General features: G+C 26.8%; 16 protein-coding genes. 6 read left to right on the top strand and 10 right to left on the bottom strand.

Annotated elements, in window-relative coordinates; all coding sequences use genetic code 11:
• Entirely contained in the window at nt 1-1,317 is a 1,317-nt protein-coding gene (locus tag RT575_RS11820; protein ID WP_313581085.1) for an FAD-binding oxidoreductase, read from the bottom strand.
• Nucleotides 1,317-2,183, bottom strand: a complete 867-nt coding sequence (locus tag RT575_RS11815) for a decaprenyl-phosphate phosphoribosyltransferase (protein WP_313581083.1) — start codon at nt 2,181-2,183, stop codon at nt 1,317-1,319. Before RT575_RS11815 ends, RT575_RS11820 begins: the two co-directional genes overlap by 1 nt.
• Nucleotides 2,184-2,305: 122 nt before the next feature.
• Here RT575_RS11815 and RT575_RS11810 point away from each other — a divergent pair, with 122 nt between their 5' ends.
• Nucleotides 2,306-2,821, top strand: coding sequence for a hypothetical protein (locus RT575_RS11810; RefSeq protein WP_313581081.1), 516 nt, complete (start codon nt 2,306-2,308; stop codon nt 2,819-2,821).
• Here the strand turns inward: RT575_RS11810 and RT575_RS11805 are convergent, their stop codons facing one another.
• The 5 genes from RT575_RS11805 to RT575_RS11785 form a co-directional block, all read right to left on the bottom strand.
• Nucleotides 2,822-3,469, bottom strand: coding sequence for an alpha/beta fold hydrolase (locus RT575_RS11805; RefSeq protein WP_313581079.1), 648 nt, complete (start codon nt 3,467-3,469; stop codon nt 2,822-2,824).
• Between the two features lie 118 nt (nt 3,470-3,587).
• Nucleotides 3,588-4,067 (bottom strand): DUF2271 domain-containing protein, encoded by a 480-nt coding sequence (locus tag RT575_RS11800; protein ID WP_313581077.1) that lies wholly within the window; start codon nt 4,065-4,067, stop codon nt 3,588-3,590.
• A 6-nt stretch (nt 4,068-4,073) separates the two neighbouring features.
• Complete coding sequence (locus tag RT575_RS11795) at nt 4,074-5,573, bottom strand: ankyrin repeat domain-containing protein (RefSeq protein ID WP_313581075.1); 1,500 nt, start codon at nt 5,571-5,573, stop codon at nt 4,074-4,076.
• Between the two features lie 7 nt (nt 5,574-5,580).
• Complete coding sequence (locus RT575_RS11790) at nt 5,581-6,807, bottom strand: DUF4374 domain-containing protein (RefSeq protein ID WP_313581073.1); 1,227 nt, start codon at nt 6,805-6,807, stop codon at nt 5,581-5,583.
• 29 nt (nt 6,808-6,836) lie between these two features.
• On the bottom strand, nt 6,837-9,197 hold the full coding sequence (locus tag RT575_RS11785) for a TonB-dependent receptor (protein ID WP_313581071.1): 2,361 nt from the start codon (nt 9,195-9,197) through the stop codon (nt 6,837-6,839).
• A gap of 127 nt (nt 9,198-9,324) precedes the next feature.
• On the opposite strand from RT575_RS11785, the gene RT575_RS11780 reads away from it, so the two are divergent.
• Nucleotides 9,325-10,302: an AraC family transcriptional regulator gene (locus RT575_RS11780; RefSeq protein WP_313581069.1), complete on the top strand. Its 978-nt coding sequence runs from the start codon at nt 9,325-9,327 to the stop codon at nt 10,300-10,302.
• Here the strand turns inward: RT575_RS11780 and RT575_RS11775 are convergent.
• Nucleotides 10,299-11,063 carry a TIGR02757 family protein gene (locus RT575_RS11775; RefSeq protein ID WP_313581067.1) on the bottom strand — a complete coding sequence of 255 codons (765 nt, stop codon included), beginning with the start codon at nt 11,061-11,063 and terminating at the stop codon, nt 10,299-10,301. The genes RT575_RS11780 and RT575_RS11775 overlap by 4 nt on opposite strands.
• Nucleotides 11,063-11,737, bottom strand: coding sequence for an ABC transporter ATP-binding protein (locus RT575_RS11770; protein WP_313581065.1), 675 nt, complete (start codon nt 11,735-11,737; stop codon nt 11,063-11,065). The genes RT575_RS11775 and RT575_RS11770 overlap by 1 nt, the downstream gene beginning before the upstream one ends.
• A 165-nt stretch (nt 11,738-11,902) precedes the next feature.
• Between RT575_RS11770 and RT575_RS11765 the strand changes: the two genes are divergently transcribed.
• Complete coding sequence (locus RT575_RS11765) at nt 11,903-13,888, top strand: TonB-dependent receptor domain-containing protein (RefSeq protein ID WP_313581064.1); 1,986 nt, start codon at nt 11,903-11,905, stop codon at nt 13,886-13,888.
• A 55-nt stretch (nt 13,889-13,943) separates the two neighbouring features.
• On the opposite strand, the gene RT575_RS11760 is transcribed toward RT575_RS11765, so the two are convergent.
• A complete protein-coding gene (locus RT575_RS11760) occupies nt 13,944-14,918 on the bottom strand; it encodes an AraC family transcriptional regulator (RefSeq protein WP_313581062.1) in 975 nt (324 codons plus the stop codon).
• A gap of 137 nt (nt 14,919-15,055) precedes the next feature.
• Between RT575_RS11760 and RT575_RS11755 the strand changes: the two genes are divergently transcribed.
• From RT575_RS11755 to RT575_RS11745, 3 genes are read left to right on the top strand one after another with little or no spacing between them, the layout of a single operon-like run.
• Nucleotides 15,056-16,000: an iron chelate uptake ABC transporter family permease subunit gene (locus tag RT575_RS11755; protein WP_313581060.1), complete on the top strand. Its 945-nt coding sequence runs from the start codon at nt 15,056-15,058 to the stop codon at nt 15,998-16,000.
• The gene (locus RT575_RS11750; RefSeq protein ID WP_313581058.1) at nt 15,997-16,947 is read left to right on the top strand and encodes an iron chelate uptake ABC transporter family permease subunit; all 951 of its coding nucleotides are present in this window, start codon (nt 15,997-15,999) and stop codon (nt 16,945-16,947) included. Before RT575_RS11755 ends, RT575_RS11750 begins: the two co-directional genes overlap by 4 nt.
• The gene (locus RT575_RS11745; RefSeq protein WP_313581056.1) at nt 16,944-17,708 is read left to right on the top strand and encodes an ATP-binding cassette domain-containing protein; all 765 of its coding nucleotides are present in this window, start codon (nt 16,944-16,946) and stop codon (nt 17,706-17,708) included. The genes RT575_RS11750 and RT575_RS11745 overlap by 4 nt, the downstream gene beginning before the upstream one ends.
• The last annotated feature ends 1 nt before the right edge of the window (nt 17,709 follow it).

Below are 17,709 nucleotides of genomic sequence, written 5' to 3'. Positions count from 1 at the left end.
TTATTTTAATCTATTGATACGTTCACTTTGCATTGATTCAAATTTATCTGAATCAACATTTTTTAAATAATTAGTTAATGCTGGATTAGACATTGCATCTTTAGTTCTATAAATATGTCCTCCAAATTCCATTACAATTTTATCTAAATCTTTCACTAATTTCTCTAATCCGCTATTCACTTTAAAATCTAAAGCCAAAGTATAACCTTTCATTGGAAAAGAATTGTATGCTTGTGCATTATTATCTCCAAATAATTTTAGAACAACTAAAAAAGATCCATTTCCACTTTTTGCAATTGTTTCTAGAATTTTTCTCATTCCTTCTTTTCCTTTTTCTTTAGGAATTACAAATTGGTATTGAATAAATCCATTTTTACCATAAATTCTATTCCAATTATGAACAGCATCTAAAGGATAAAAAAATGTTTCGTAATCAACATAATTCTTAAGATGCTTTTTACCTTGTTTATTGAAGAATATCCAGTTAAATATTTTAATAGATAATGAATTCAAAACAAAACCAGAAAAGAAAAAAGGAATGTTTAAATTAAGTTTTTTCTTAATTTTTAACGGATTATTTTTAAATTTATCTGGTAATTCATTGATTGTTGCATGTTCTCCTCGTAACATAATTGACTTACCTAGGCTATTCCCTTTTTGCAAACAATCTAACCAAGCTACATTATATGTCCAAGATTCTGAAGACTCAAACAGCTCAAAAATCTCATCAAGATTTTTTGCTTGAATTGCTTCATTTCTTATATATGATGTTTCAATTTTTTTAAGAATAAATTTGGCAGAAAGAATAATTCCTGTTAACCCCATTCCTCCTATTGTTGACCAAAACAAATTTTCATTCTCATTTCTAGAACAGCGAATGATTGATCCATCTTCAATCATTAAGTCAAAATGAATAACATGATCAGAAAAACATCCATCAACATGATGATTTTTACCATGTACATCTGATGAAATTGCACCTCCTACTGTTATAAATTTAGTTCCTGGTGTTACTGATATAAAAAAACCTTCAGGAACAGAAACTTCAATCACCTCATCTAAACGAACTCCAGATTCTACTTCTATTATTCCATTTTCTCTATCAAAAGCAATAAACTTATTCCATTTTGATGTTGATATAATTGTATTTTGTAAAGATGCATCACCATAACAACGACCATTTCCTCTCGCAATTATATCTTTGTTTGACAAAACTGCCTCTTGAAACTCTAATAATGTTGTTGGTGATATTACATTTGCTTTTATTGTAGGATACAATCCCCAATTAGCTACCGATGTAAGTTTTTTATTATTCATTATTTATAGTAGATTAGTAATACATAACTTATTCCCCAAAAAAATATTAAAATTTGTAAAAAAACATCTTTAAAAATTAATTTTGTTGGTGATTCAGTTCTCATATAAACAAACGTTTGTTGCATATAACGAAGTACAGCAGTAAAAACAAAAATAAATGTATATATTATATAATGATGAAATTTTGATTGTGTTTCTGGTGATAAAATAAACATTAAATAGCACATAACAGCTACTGTACAAGTAACTGATAAAGCTGAGTTAAGAAAATTTAAATTATAACCATCAAGAGATTTTCTTGTTACTCCTTCTAATTCTGCATTTGCTAATTCTCCTCTCCTTTTACCTAATGCTAATATTAATGCTAAATCAAAGACTAATAATATTGTCCAATCTGTTATAATAATACCAGTCATATAACCTCCTACTAATACTCTTAATAGAAAACCAAATGCAATAATCATTACATCTAAAATTGCTATTTGTTTTAATTTGAAAGAATAAGCTATATTCATAAAAAAATAGATTGCAACAAGCATTCCTACTTTTATCGTGGCAAGAAAAAAGCATAAAATAATACTAATTATAAGTAAAAGTGTAAATAATATTAAAGCATTATTTTTGGGGATTATACCACTTGCTAAAGGTCTATTCCTTTTTTCTGGATGTTTTTTATCTTTTTCTATATCAACGTAATCATTAATAATATAGATACTACTTGCTATAAAAGAAAAAATTAAAAACCCTATAAAAGATTGTTTTAATAAATTAAATTCAAATAATTTCCCTGAAAAAAATAAAGGAAGAAATACAAACATATTTTTCACCCATTGGTGAACTCTCATAAGTTTTAGATAGTTGATCATTTAGATTTATAATCTGATTTAGTTAGTTTTAATTAACAAAAATACAAATATCAGTTTAAATACTATTTAATAATAAAAGAAAAAACTCTTGAAAAATTATTAATTTTGTAAAAATTTAAATTGTGTTTAAAATAGGAACTAAAGTAAAAGTTATTGATGATAATATCTCTGGAATTATTTCTAAAATAAAAGGAGATAATATTTACTTTTATGATGAATTTGGTTTTGAATATGAATATAACGCAAACGAAATCATTAAAGATATTGATATTGACTACGAAGAATATCGTGATGAAGAAATAAAAGAATTTTCTAAACCTAAATTCAAGACTTTTAGAAAGTCTCATCGTCATCCTTATTTAACGAGAGAAATCGATTTGCATATAGAAAATTTAGTCGATAATTGGCGAGATTTAGACAATGCAGAAATTATACAAACACAAGTGGATGTTGCAAGAAATGAAGTTGAACGTGCAATGTTCGAAAGCCAAATAAGACTAATTATTATCCATGGATATGGAAAAGGTATTCTGAAAAAAGAAATTACTGAATTATTATATAGATATACAAATATCGAATTCTATGACGCCTCTTTTAAAGAATATCATGGAGACGCCATAGAAGTTAAATTCATTTAATTATTGATTAATCCACTTCATTAAATCAAAATAATTTTGTGGAATAATACCATGACCACTTTGATATTCATGATATTCAAAGTGTATTCCTAGAAGTTTTATCAATTCCTCTCCTTTTCTACCTAAATCTATTGGTAAAACAACATCTTCTGTTCCATGAGAAATGAAGAAGTTTAAATATGAAAAATCTTTAGATCTATCAATATCTCCTATAATTTTATGTTCTGGATATCCACTAAGAATTGCTACATTTTTTATTTTTTCAGGATGATTTAATGCAATTGCATAACTTAAAATAGCTCCTTGACTAAACCCCATTAATGTTACATGATTTGAATCTAAGTTTTCTTGAACAAGTATTTCATCTATAAATCTTAATAACTTATTTTTAGATTTAACTGCTTGCTCTTCATCCATCCACTTTTCATTATTCATAAAACTAATATCATACCAAGCATATCCTCCGTACGGAATATCATTAACTCCACGTACACTTACTACATGAGCATTTTTTGGTAAATCATCAGCAAAAGAAAATAAATCTTCTTCGTGGCTACCATAACCATGAATCAAAACTATTAATGGATTATTCTCTGTTTTTACTTCTGGCTTTCTTTCTATATATTTTATTCCTTCTAATTCTTTCATTTTATATTTTTATCAAAAATATTAATTAATATTATTTTTAATCAGATTTGTATATAAAATAAAAACAGTAGTAAATAAAATAATCATCTACTACTGTAATACTTCAAAATATATTTATTTAAAATTTACTCAATTTCACAAATCTTATATAACCTTTACCTTCTATTCTTTCTGTCATTTCAGGAACATTCAAAGGAATTTCAACTTCTGAAGAATAATAATTTTTATTTTCTACTGCAGATTCAAACCTTATTTTATATCCTTTATTTAATAAAGAATCATCTAAAGAAATAGTTATAAGAGTTCTCTTACCACCAGAAATAGAAGCTCCTGTAATTCCATTAAAATTATTTTTTTGTGATTTTATAGCTTTATCCCAATTTTTTAAAGTATTGTACCATTTTTTATCCGAACCAAAAATATGAAGTGTCTTTTCATAATTTCCTTTTGGATTAATTAATGAAACAACAACATAAGCAGCTTCACCTTGATAGTTTGTTATTTGCATTAAACATTTGTATTTATTTATTTGAGCAAAAGAAAATAATGACAGTAAACAAAAAGAAATTAATATGAGTTTATTTATTAATAATTTCATAAAACTTTATTTTAAAAACTCTATTGAAATTTTATTTTTAGATAATTCTTCATTATCCTTAGCAAGATCATAAGCTGTTTCATCAAGATCTGTTCTAAATTCTTTACTTGCTCCCAATGAAATTAAATATTTCATTATTTCATCATTCTTAGCAATCAATGCAGCTTTTTGTAAAGCTGTAAACCCTTCATTATTTTTAGCATTAATATCTACATTTATACCTTTTAATTTTTTCAATAAATCAAGACTATTTTTTTCAACAGCTAGGTGATAAATTGTATTACCATCATAAAATGATTTAGAGAAATCAATTCCATTTTTTTGTAGAGCTTCTAATTTTAATTTAAAATCATCTTTTTGTTCTTTTTGAGGTAATCTTCCAAAATTTCTTGGTTCACGAAAAGATTCTATTAATACATATGCTAGACTTTTATTTTCTTTATCTTTTAAATTAACATCAGCACCATTCTTAATTAAAAATTCTACAATTTCTCCTGTTGAATTTTTAACAGCATTATTAATTGGTGAATTTCCATCCTTATTAACCTTATTAATGTTTTTATTAAAAGGATATAATAGTTCTACAACTACTAGACTTCTTCCATTTGTAGAATTCATAAAAGGTGAATTTCCATCTTTATCTATAAGTTTAGCATCAACTCCTTTTGAAATTAAATATTGAACTACTTCATCTTGATTTTGCTTTTTTGTAACAAGATGTAATAAATTTTGTCCTTTTTCATCTACAATTTTAGGATTTAACTTTAATTCATCAATTAAATATTTATAAATATCAATTTTATTAGCACTTCTATAAGTTCCTTGTGCTGCTGCAATTAGTGCTTCTGGTTGAGGATTTACTCCTTTTGATATTAAATATTTTATAATGTCTACATTTCCTATTTTTGCAGCATGATAAATTACATTGTGTCCAAAGCTATCAACACTCTGTATTGATATACCTTTTGATGTTAAATAATTTGTTATACGTAAATCTTTATCATAACCTATAGATAATAATAATATATTAGCTCCTTCTTTATTTTCATACTTTTTATTCAGATCCAATCCATTTTTATACAATAAATCTATCATTTCAGGAGATAATGAACCATTAAATCCTCCAAAAGTAACCGGCGTATGTCCATTAGCATCTATAAAATTAATATCTGATCCTTTATCAATAAGATATTGGGTTGCAGATAAATTATTTTTTGTAACTGTACTATGAAGATAAATTCTTCCTTCATGTATTGTTCTAGCAAAATTTACATCTGGTTGATCTGCTAAAAACTTAATCACATTAATATTTGCATCATTACTAATAGCTAAAAATAATGGATCATCAGAACCTTGAATAGTTTTAAAATCAAATCCTTTTATTTCTCTTTTTACTTCTTCTAAATTAGGCTTTGTTGCCCAAAAATTCTTATCTAAAATTTTATGTTGGGCATTAATATTAATAACACTAAATACAAATGCTATTGCTAAGATTATTTTTTTCATAATTTAATTAATATTCAAATACTCCTAATCCTAATACTCCTCCTGCTTCTATAACAAGTCCAGCTTTTGCAGTTGCTGTAGTTGGGTCTATAACATAAACTGTTGGGCTTGCATTTGTAGTTGTAACAGGGAAATAAACTTTTCCATTGTATGCTATTGGCCAACCTGTTTCTGTAATATTCTCTTTTGAAGGGAAACCAGTTTTTATCCATTGGAATGTTTTATTCGCTGCATTAACTATTGCATACTGTGTTGCTGTTGTCATATTACCATACTCAACATCATTATAAAACTCTAACAAGAAATAATCTCCTCCCGCATGCCAAACTTTACGAAATCTATATCCTCCTGACTTTTCTTCAATATTAAAATAATAACTATTATCAAACGATGCAGCATCTTTATTTATACGCAATGCTCCTGCAGGTTTTGTTGTCGACGTTTCATATGATCCTGAAAACACATAAGTATTTCCTTTATCATCATTTGCCATTTGAGAATATCGAGCTGACCTCCATCGTCCAGTTGAATAACTTATGCGGTTGTCCTTATAAACTCTTTTCAAACTAAAATTAGCATCAAATGATGCAACCCAAACACTATCCACATTTTCAGCTTCTTTCGTATAGGCAGATAACCATTCTCCATTTCCTCTATCTACAATTCCAGCAAAAGTTGGAGTTACAGTTCCATTTCCTAATTGTTGAGTAGATTCAAACTCTTTTGAAGAAACAACTCCTGATGTTTGATCAACAAAATAGAAAGCTGCACCTTGATTTCCACTAGAAAGTGTTGCCGTACGACCAGCAACTATGGAGTTCTGAAAAATACCTACAGTATTATATCCACTTGTTAATTGAAATTCATTAGATAATTTCGTTAAATTATGACTATCATCCAATTTAAATGAAATTCCTATACCAGGATTTCCTTGTCTATATGCAAGAGCCGTAATTGCATTATTTGTTCCACTTACTAAATGAGTAAAACTATTTACTACTTCTATTCCTGTTCCTTTTATTGTAGTAGAACCAGATTCTAAATCATCTGCTGTTAAAAAATATGTTGCCCCATCTTGCGTTGCTGCAATAAAAAACTTTTTATCACTTTCAGTTGTTGGTGTTTCTGTTTCAATATTAGAGTTATCATCACTACTACAACTTATATTTATAAAACTTAAAAATAATATTGCTGCAATTGCAGAAACTTTTAGAGATATTAAAGATTTTTTCATTTTGATTATTGTTAATTATTATGATTAAATTATTTTCTACGATTAAAAAAGTATCTAAATTTCATAAAGAAACTTCTACCTGGCTTCTGTAAACTGAAATTGTCAAATAACAAAGCGTTATTTATATTTTTAGCCTCAAAAGTGAAATTATATCGACCATTTTGTAATGAATATGTTACACTTGCATCATTCCACATTTGTTCTGGTAATTTATTTTTTGAACCAGCATAACCTAAACTTTCAAATTGTTGATAGAATTCTCCTACATAGTTAAAAGTATAACCAATAGAAAGTGTGTTTCCTTTTTTCCACAAGTCATGGAAGTAATATGCTGCATCTGCATTCCCAAAGAAATAAGGAATATTAGGCATACGATCATTGTATGTTGCAGATGGTTGAGTTGTATTTACTTTTTCGTATTTTTCTTTATTTCTTAAATTTTGATAAGTTACATTACCTCCAATAGTAAAGTTATTCTTATAATAATATCTTATCTCAGCATCAATTCCTATATTCGTTACTTTACCAAAATTTACACTTCCCCCAGAACCATATCTAGCATCAATTACTCTACGAATAAAATTCTTTGTATCCCTATAGTAACCATTAACGTCTATATATACAGAACTATTTTCATTAAATGATTTATTCCAAATAGCACCTAAGTTATAATTTAAAGACTCTTCTGCTTGCAGTGTCACATTTCCTGATTCTAATACCTCATCTCCAAATAATTCTTGATCAGTTGGCAATCTATAAGCCTTTTCAATAGAAGCTTTGAACTGTAAATCCTCAAAATTATATGTAGTTGCAAAACCATAACCTGTTGTACTAAAAGAACGATTTTGCCTTTCTAAAGTTTCCCTGTTTGTTTGGGTTGAGATATTTACAGGTCCAGTAACATGAACATTATACTGTTTCAAAAAAAGGTTTGATATCCATTTTTTATTTGGTTGATAACGATAAGATATTCCTAAAACATTTTTTAAATTCGTTCTTTTTACTGTATCTAAAACAGTTCCTGGTTCAGCTACAGCTGCTGCATCATCATTTTTTCTTTTATAAGTGGAGATTAAGTCATTAATACTTATTGAGTGATATTTATTAATTTGATAACCTATATTTAAACTACTAGAAAGATTTTTATTTTGATACTTTGCTAAAGTATTTTGACCATATTCTCCCTTTGTATTAGATGTTATATACTCGCCATACCAATTATACTGTCTATTTATTGTATCATAATTTCTACCTTCTGTTTCATTATAATTTGCATTGAATCTTAAATTAAGTCCTTTGGTAAATAAATTCTTTTTTTCATAGGAAATTGAATATAAATAAGATGTTGATTTTGTATTTTTTTCTCCGAAAACAATACTCATTAAATTAGTATGTTGAATCTCTTTATAATCTTGTCCATATGTAAAACCAAATAATAACTGATCTGCCCATGATTTTTTAACAAATCCTGTTTTTAAACTAATTGCTTCATTATGGTAAGCATCATTAAACCTTTTTACCCAATGCAATTCATCTGGACGATTCCCTGTTTGTAAATTTAAAACTGTTGTTTTCACCTTATAATCATTATCAGAATATGCCTGATTTGCATTTGCTCTAATAGTAAATCCTGATTTCGTTGTATGATTAAAACTAATATTTGTCTTATGTGTATTAAATGAGCCATAGGCATAAGAAGCATCAACGGATGTATTTCTATTCTGATTCGTTACAATATTAATAACTCCTCCTAAGGCATCTGTTCCAAATTCAATAGGAACAACTCCTTTGTAAACTTCTATTCGATCAGCAATACCTACAGGAATATTATTTAATTGAAATGCGGAACCAAAACCTTGCATTGGTACACCATCCATAAATAATTTCACATGATTTCCTGTAAAACCATTTAATGAAATAGACATATCTGATCCTACACCTCCACTTTCTCTAACTTTAACTCCTGAGGCCTTATCAAGTAATTGTGCTAAATCTTGTGTAGAATTATAGGCAGCTTTTGCATCAAGAGCTACAACATTAAATGGAGATTCTTTAATTTGTTGTATTGCAGATTTTCTATTTACTATTACTTCATCTAAATTATATGATTCTGATTCTAATTTTACATTAAGCCTTTTAGACTCTCCTTTTTTTACATTTACAATAATTTGTTTATCCTGATATCCTTTTGCTTTGAATACTAATTTGTATTTACCATCATTTAATTTTAAGTGATAAAAACCTTTTTCATCTGTTTTTGATAAATTTTCTTTATTATCAGATGTAAATACAACTGCCCCTTCTAAAGAATTTTCATTTGTAGAAACAATTCCGTAAATTTGACTTGTTCCTTGTGCCAATCCCCAAAATGGCAACAGTATCAAGCTCAAAAAGAGTAATTTTATATTCATTATCTATTTTTATTTAGACTTGTTTAACATAATTTCGCAACAAAACTAAGTCAAATAAAAAGCTAGAAATTGTAAATTCTGGATTAATAATAGCATAATCAAGATTATGAATGTAAAGTATAAACTGAGTGAAGCAAATGAGATAATTATTGATAGAAAAATAAATTCTTCTCTTGATATAAACTCTGAAATTCAAAAAAAGAAAATAAACATAAGTAACGAATTTATTAAAGGAAAATCTTTAGTACATTATAGTAGTGGATTTTGTATTATTTATAATAACTATGAAATCCTAAAACCAATTCATGAATTTTATAGTATAGATAAAGAGCATATTCAAATATCTATTGCTGTAACAAGTGGTTCTCAAATAAAACTTGAATCATTATTAAAGAGTATTCCAGAAGGAATATTACAAATTGTTTATAGAGAAAGAAAAGAAACTACTGTATTTTTAAAACCTAATGCTTCATTTAGTTATATTAGATTTTTCTTTTCAAAAGAATACTTTTTAGCATTAATAAAAAATGAATATTTTAAAGATAAAGATTTCTTATATGAAAATGTAAAAAATGGATTATCAGTTAATTTTGGCACAATAGTAATCCCATTACAATTTAATTTACTCAAAATTATCTATGAAATACAAGAAAACACATATAAAGGTAAAAATGAACATTTTTACCTTCAGAATAAATTTAAAGAATTACTTTTATTACTACACTTCTCGTCATTAGAAAGTAATGACATACATAATAGCGATCGACAAAAAATTTTACAAGCTAAAGAATATCTTGATAAAAATTACAATAAAATAACAAGTATAAAAGAACTATCTAAAATTGTATTTCTAAATGAATTCAAATTAAAAAAAGGATTTAAAGAGTTTGTTGGAAAAAGTATACATAATTATGAAATAAGCTTAAAAATGAAAATGTCATTAATTATTCTCGAAAATAAAAAATCTGTAAATGAGACTTCTTTTATATTAGGCTATAGAAATCCATCTCATTTCATCAATACATTTAAAAAATATTATGGTTATACTCCACGTAAATTTTTAAATAACAAAACAATAGATTAAAACCCTTCAAAAACTCCTAACCCAAAAAGAGCAAAATCGTATTTAACAGGATCATTAGCATCCATTTTTCTTAATTGAGTATCTAGTTCTAGTAATGCTTTTGCATCATTCTGTTTTCTAGTAAGAATTCCTAATTTACGAGCTACATTTCCTGAATGCACATCCAAAGGACAAGAAAGTATTGATGTTGGTATAGATTTCCAAATCCCAAAATCTACTCCTTGCTTATCATTTCTAACCATCCATCGTAAAAACATGTTGATACGTTTTGCTGCTGAATTATTAAGAGGATCCGAAACATGTTTCTTTGTTCTATCCAAATGTTCAACTTCAAAAAAAACTTGTTTAAATGCCGAAATAGAACCTTGCATAGAATCCTTTGTTTGATTTTTATTAAAAATACTTTCTAAACCATTATGATTTTCGTAAATATTTCTTAGTGATTTTACAAAAAGTTTCAAATCATCACTATTAAATGTTCTATGCACAAAACCATCCAATTTATCCAAATCATTATCATTAAAACTTCGAATAAAATCATAGGGTGAATCTCCCAATAATTTCATCATTTTATTTGAATTATTGATAATCATTTTTCTATTTCCCCAAGCGATAGTAGAAACTAAAAAAGCAGAAATTTCTATATCTTCTTTCAAAGAATAACGATGCGGAATCTGTATTGGGTCAGAATCTATAAAATCTGTTGTATTATATTGCAAATACTTTTCATCTAAAAATGATTTTAACTCCTGTTTATTCATTACATTTCTGTTTGAAATAACCCATCGGCCATTACCAATTTTCTATCAGTCATATTTGCCAATTCCTCATTGTGTGTCACAATGACAAAAGTTTGTCCAAATTCATCTCTTAGTTTGAAAAACAATTCATGTAATTCTTCAGCATTTTTAGAATCTAAATTCCCAGAAGGTTCATCAGCAAAAACAATTTTTGGTTGATTTATTAAAGCTCGTGCAACAGCCACGCGTTGTTGTTCACCTCCAGAAAGCTGATTTGGTTTATGAGTCAATCGATTAGAAAGTCCTAAATATGACATCAATTCCTTTGCTCTATTTTCAGCCTCAGACTTTTTTGTTTTCTTTATAAAAGCAGGAATACAAATATTTTCTAACGCATTAAACTCTGGTAATAATTGGTGAAACTGAAAAATAAAACCTATATTTTCATTTCTAAATTTAGACAATTCAGCATCTTTCATCTTTGTTATGTCCTGTCCAGCAATATTAATTGTTGTATTATATCTTTTTGGCTCTGTACTTTTTTCTAAAGTTCCCAAAATCTGAAGTAATGTAGTTTTACCTGCTCCAGAAGCTCCTACAATAGAAACAATTTCTTTTTCTGAAATGGTAAGTGATACGTTTTTTAACACTTCCAAATCATCAAATTTTTTTACAATATTTTCTGCCTTTATCATAAGGTAAAGATACAATATTCATTCAAATTTTTATTTTTTATACTAATTATCTATTCATTTCTTAATTCATCGAAAATTTTCCTTTATTCATCTTTATAGTATTTTTTTTAGCATCTAGTTTTACAAAATAAATTTATTTTAATTAATTCTAAATAAAATTAACACATGTTGAAAAATAAAATTTTCTTGTCTACAATAACAACAATGGCATTATCTTTTGTTTATGCTCAAGAAAAAAATGATTCCATTGCAAAAATAGAAATTGATGAAGTTGTAGTCACAGGAAGTGGTTATCGTCAAAATGTAAAAGATGCTCCTGCTACTATCTCTGTTATTCCACAATCTGAAATAAAGAAAAGAGCTTATCGTGATATTACAGATGTACTGCAAGATATTCCTGGCGTATTCATCACCGGAGGAGGCGGATCTAGTGATATATCTATTAGAGGAGCTGATGCTGGCTATACACTAATCTTAATTGATGGTAAGAGAGCAAATACAAGAGCAATTCGTCCAAATTCTGATGGACCAGGACTAGAACAAGGTCTGATGCCTCCTATAGAAGCTATCGAAAGAATAGAAGTCGTAAAAGGTCCTATGTCTACATTATATGGTTCTGATGCAATGGGAGGTGTAATAAATATAATTACCAAAAAAACTTCTGATATAGAATGGAGAGGTTCATTGGCTACAGACGCTATGATAACAACTAATTCTGATGCAGGAAATACTTATCAAGTTAATGCTAATGCTTCTGGTTCATTAATAAAAAATATATTAGGTCTAAAAATAAACGGATTATACTCTCATCGTGATGAAGATAAAATTGTTGGTGGTTTTCCAGAAAGAGCAATTAAAAGTATTGGTGGGCAGTTAAGCTATAACCCTAACGAAAATAATACTATTACTGCTGATTTTAATTACAATAGACAAGAAAGATATTCAAGAATAGGAAAATCACTCGCAGCTGGAGGACGTAGTTCAACTAGTTTTGATAATTATGATCGTATAAACTATGCATTAGGTCATCAAGGAAAATATGGGAGATTAAGATTAAATAATACTTTACAGCATGACAAAAGTGATAACTTCTCTCGTGGAATGAAATATAAAACAACAATTCTGAATTCTATTAATACCTATGATTTTAATAAACATGTTCTTTCTTTTGGTGGTGAGTTTAGAAATGAAAAATTAAATGATCCAGAAAATCAATTCGAAAATAATGGTATCATACTAAATGAAATTAAACGTTACCAATGGGCTTTATTTGCTGAAATGAATTGGAAAATATTAAAAAAATTGAACTTTGTTACTGGTATACGATATGATAATAACGAAAATTATGGTTCTCATATAGCACCTAGAGGATATTTAATATATTCTATTAATAATAATTTTACCTTAAAAGGAGGTGTAGCTAGTGGATATAAAGCTCCATCATTAAGGCAATCAACAGACAATTGGGGGTCTATAACAGGAGGTGCCAATGCTCCTATTCCTGGTGTAATACTTGGAGATTCAAATTTAAAACCTGAAAAAAGTTTCAATCAAGAGTTAACTATAATGTTTGAGGACAACAAAAAAGTTATAAGTGCGAGTATCACAGGTTATCATACAAATTTTGATGATAAAATTACAGAAGTAAGAGTTTGTGACAACTGTCAATATAATGGCGTTGACTATCTTTTTGTTTCTAGACAAACAAATGTTGATAAATCAGTAATTAGAGGTTTAGAAAGTAATCTTGCTATTAGATTATCTAATGATATCAATTTAAAAACTAATTATACTTTTACAGAATCTGAAGTAAGAACAGGTAACTTAAAAGGTAAATCTTTATCTCGTTTACCTAAACATATGGCAAATGCTATTTTAGAATGGAAAGTAATAAAAGAATTAGACTTATGGTCTAGATATAATTTTAGAAGTAAGTCACTTCCGGGAATATCAAGAGGTAATGCAGCTACAACAACTATATCAGACTATTCGTTATTTGATTTAGGAGGAGTTTATCGCTTTACCAAAAACTTTCAGTTTAACTTAGGTGTTTATAATATTTTTAATAGACAAGTATACAACAGTACAGGAGCAACAGAATTCCGTATTGATGGTACAAGATACCAAATTGGAGCTACGTTTAGATTTTAACAAAAAAAACAATAAAAGGCTATTTCTATTATGAAACAGCCTTTTATTAAAAAAATTATTTTTTTAATATTTTACCTGGTGTATATCCATAATATTTCTTAAAAGCGGCAGTAAAATTTGTTGCATCATTATACCCCATTAAAAAAGCTACCTCATTTACATTTAATTCTTCATTCAATAATAGCTCTTTAGATTTATACATTCTCTTTTTTACTGTATAAGAATATATTGTAGTATTATACAATTCTTTAAATCCTTTTTTTAAATGGTAATCATTAATTCCTACTAATTGTGCTAAATTCATAATAGATAAAGGCGTTGATAAATTGTCATCAATTATATTTTTTACTTCAATAATCTTATTTTGTAAATTAGCTGATAGAGCCGATTTCGTTCTATCAATCAAATTATTATATTGTTCTATTTGTAAAAAAAATAATTCATAAATACAATTTTCTATATGTAGTCTCCTTAATCCTTCTGTTTGTTTATTCTTTATAATTTCATCTAACAAAACATACATACGGGGTGTTATAACTAAATCCTTATCAAAAAGAAATACATTATTTTCTTTATCTATTGCTTTTAAAAATTTGTTATAAATATTAGATTGTAAATATTTTAGTATATTATCTGGATAAACTGTAATTGTTACCACTTTTTGGTTTTTGCCAGATTGCCAGATATTTTGATAACCAGATTGATTATAAAAAATATTATGATGAAAATTATTTATTTCTAAGGCTCCATTTATTCCATCAAAATAAAACGTAGAACTTGTTGAAATAAAAAACATCATTTCAATGACAGGCTTATCTACATGAATATAAAAATCAATTTCTCTCAAAGAATCAATTTCAATTTCAGAAATACATATATCAGAAAGGGATATAATTAAATTTTCATCCTTTACTCCATCAGCAAAATTAGTCCTTTTTGTTTCTTCTACATCTAAAAAAGAGAGTTCCCTTGTATATCCATTAATTACTGATATCCCTTCTGGTGAAACACTTTCTATTTTTATTTTCATTTTTCATTTTTTTCATCGAAACTATTCCGTCTTTCATCTATCAACAAACCAATAGAAAAAATAGTTTTGTCTTTACAAATTTAATTTATTCTAAATAAAAAGATTTGATTTTAATTTAATTAGAAAAATAAACTATTTTGTTTAAACTAGTAATTACAATATTTTTATTATTTATTATTTCATTCATATCTCTGTTCATTGGTTCTAAAGATATTTCTTTAGTAAATATTATAAAAAAAGAGCCTCTTGAAATGATGGTATTTTTTGTCAGTAGAATACCTAGAACTTTATCAATCATACTTTCTGGCATAGGGTTAAGTATTGCAGGACTTATAATGCAACAAATTACACAAAACAGATTTGTCTCTCCAACTACTGCAGGTACATTAGAGGGAACGAAGCTAGGTTTATTAATTGGACTAATACTAATTCCATCTTCGAGTTTATTTGTAAAATCTATTTTTGCTTTTATTTTTAGTCTATTAACTACAATTATATTTTTAAAAACAATAAAACACATTAAAATAAAAAATATTGTTTTTGTTCCATTAATAGGATTAATGTTTGGTGGAATTATTAATTCTATTTCAACGTTTTTTGCTATAAATTTTAATATTGTTCAAAGTATGAATACTTGGATGATGGGAGATTTCTCTGGAATACTAGAAGGTCAATATGAAATTATCTATCTAACTATTCCTCCTCTAATAATAACCTATCTATACGCCAATAGATTTACCGCTGCAGGAATGGGAGAAGACTTTGCAAAAAACATTGGATTAAATTATCAAACAGTACTAATAATCGGAATGATTTTAATTTCTATCACTGTTTCGGTCATTACTGTAACTATTGGAGCTATATCTTTTGTTGGTTTAGTTGTTCCAAATATTGTTAGTTTAATTTATGGTGATAACACAAAAAAAACTTTACCACTTATTGCATTATTTGGAGCTTTACTCTTATTGATATGTGACATTATTGGAAGAATTATAATTTTTCCTTTTGAAATTCCAATTGGATTAATGGCTGGCTGCATTGGAGGACTATTATTTTTAATTTTACTAATCAGAAAAAGATGACATTATATTCAAAAAAAATAATAGGTCTTTTAGTTATTGCACTTATATCTATTCTACTATATTTATTATTTGGATTAGGTAACAATTGGCATTTTTCAATTGAGTTAAGATTTTATAAACTTGTTGCTATAACTATTGTTTCATGTTGTATTGGTTTCTCTTCTATTAGTTTCCAAACTATCACAAATAATAAAATACTTACACCTTCTATCATGGGATTTGAAGCTGTTTATCTATTACTACAAAGTATACTCGTTTTTATATTTAGTGATAAAACTTTCAAAGTAATAAATAGCTTTCAAAATTTTTGTGTATCTATTCTTATTATGATAGGTTTTTCTATACTTATATATAGTTTAATATATAAAAAAATTAAAAGTAATTTATATTTACTTGTTTTAGTTGGTTTAGTTTTCGGAATGATTATGGATTCTTTTAGTTCTTTTATTCAGTTACTTATAGACCCTAATGATTTTTTTATTCTACAAGGAAAAATGTTTGCATCATTCAATAAAATAAATAAAGAAATATTATGGTATACAATTCTAATTATCATTCCAACATTTTTTATAGGTTTCCGATTAAACAAAAAACTCGACATTATTTCCTTAGAAAAAGAAAATGCAATTAGTCTTGGGGTAAATTATAATAAAATAATTCGTTTTGTATTAATTATTATAGCTGTTCTTGTATCACTTTCAACTGCACTAATAGGTCCTATAGGTTTTTTAGGACTATTGACAGCTAACTTGTCTTATGTTTTTATGAAAACATATAGACACAAACTATTACTAATAACATGTTGTTTAATTTCTTTTGTCACAATTGTAATTGGACAATTTGTAATGGAACATTTTTTAAATCTAAATACACCATTATCTACAATAATAAATTTTATTGGAGGAATTTATTTCATGGTGTTAGTTCTTAAATCAAAAAAGTTATGATAGAAGTAAAAGATATTTTTAAAAATTTTGGAAAAAAAATCATTTTAAATGGAATTGATTTAAAAATTCCTGAAAATAAAATCACAGCTCTTATAGGAAGTAATGGAGCTGGAAAGAGTACTTTATTATCAATAATCAGTCGATTACTAAAACAAGATAAAGGTTCTGTAATTGTTAACAATAAAAATATAAATGATTATAAGAACAAAATAATAGCACAAAAGTTATCTATTTTAAAACAGTTTAATAATATTGCCATTAGAATAACTGTAAGAGAACTTATTACTTTTGGTCGGTTTCCATATTCTGAGAACAAACTAACACAAGAAGACCATAAAAAAATTGAAGATGCTATTCATTTTCTTGATTTACATGACATCTCTGATTCTTATCTTGATGAATTGAGTGGTGGTCAAAAACAAAGAGCATACTTAGGAATGGTTGTGGCACAGGATACACAATATATTTTATTAGATGAACCTCTAAATAATCTAGATATGAAGCATTCTGTACAAATGATGAAGGTTCTAAGAAAATTAACTGATGAATTAGGAAAAACAATCATTATTGTACTACATGACATCAACTTTGCTTCTGGATATGCTGACTATATCGTTGCTTTAAAAAATGGTAAAATCAAATATTTTGATGAAACAAATAATGTTATCGATGAAAAAATTCTTTCTGACATTTTTGAAATTCCATTTTGTATCTCTATTACCAACAACAAAAAATTATGTAACTATTATAATATCTATTAAA

Source organism: Chishuiella sp., from assembly GCF_032109125.1.
Classification (GTDB): Bacteria; Bacteroidota; Bacteroidia; order Flavobacteriales; family Weeksellaceae; genus Empedobacter.
Note: the sequence above shows the minus strand (reverse complement) of the source record. Positions and strands in the feature narration are given on the sequence as shown.

What these genes read in the sequence shown, in the direction of transcription:
- RT575_RS11780 (WP_313581069.1), top strand. Translation starts at nt 9,325, where the DNA reads ATGAATGTAAAGTATAAACTGAGTGAAGCAAATGAGATAATTATTGAT.
- RT575_RS11750 (WP_313581058.1), top strand. Translation starts at nt 15,997, where the DNA reads ATGACATTATATTCAAAAAAAATAATAGGTCTTTTAGTTATTGCACTT.
- RT575_RS11800 (WP_313581077.1), bottom strand. Translation starts at nt 4,067, where the DNA reads ATGAAATTATTAATAAATAAACTCATATTAATTTCTTTTTGTTTACTG.
- RT575_RS11770 (WP_313581065.1), bottom strand. Translation starts at nt 11,737, where the DNA reads ATGATAAAGGCAGAAAATATTGTAAAAAAATTTGATGATTTGGAAGTG.
- RT575_RS11805 (WP_313581079.1), bottom strand. Translation starts at nt 3,469, where the DNA reads ATGAAAGAATTAGAAGGAATAAAATATATAGAAAGAAAGCCAGAAGTA.
- RT575_RS11790 (WP_313581073.1), bottom strand. Translation starts at nt 6,807, where the DNA reads ATGAAAAAATCTTTAATATCTCTAAAAGTTTCTGCAATTGCAGCAATA.
- RT575_RS11795 (WP_313581075.1), bottom strand. Translation starts at nt 5,573, where the DNA reads ATGAAAAAAATAATCTTAGCAATAGCATTTGTATTTAGTGTTATTAAT.
- RT575_RS11820 (WP_313581085.1), bottom strand. Translation starts at nt 1,317, where the DNA reads ATGAATAATAAAAAACTTACATCGGTAGCTAATTGGGGATTGTATCCT.
- RT575_RS11765 (WP_313581064.1), top strand. Translation starts at nt 11,903, where the DNA reads ATGTTGAAAAATAAAATTTTCTTGTCTACAATAACAACAATGGCATTA.
- RT575_RS11745 (WP_313581056.1), top strand. Translation starts at nt 16,944, where the DNA reads ATGATAGAAGTAAAAGATATTTTTAAAAATTTTGGAAAAAAAATCATT.
- RT575_RS11775 (WP_313581067.1), bottom strand. Translation starts at nt 11,063, where the DNA reads ATGAATAAACAGGAGTTAAAATCATTTTTAGATGAAAAGTATTTGCAA.
- RT575_RS11815 (WP_313581083.1), bottom strand. Translation starts at nt 2,183, where the DNA reads ATGATCAACTATCTAAAACTTATGAGAGTTCACCAATGGGTGAAAAAT.
- RT575_RS11760 (WP_313581062.1), bottom strand. Translation starts at nt 14,918, where the DNA reads ATGAAAATAAAAATAGAAAGTGTTTCACCAGAAGGGATATCAGTAATT.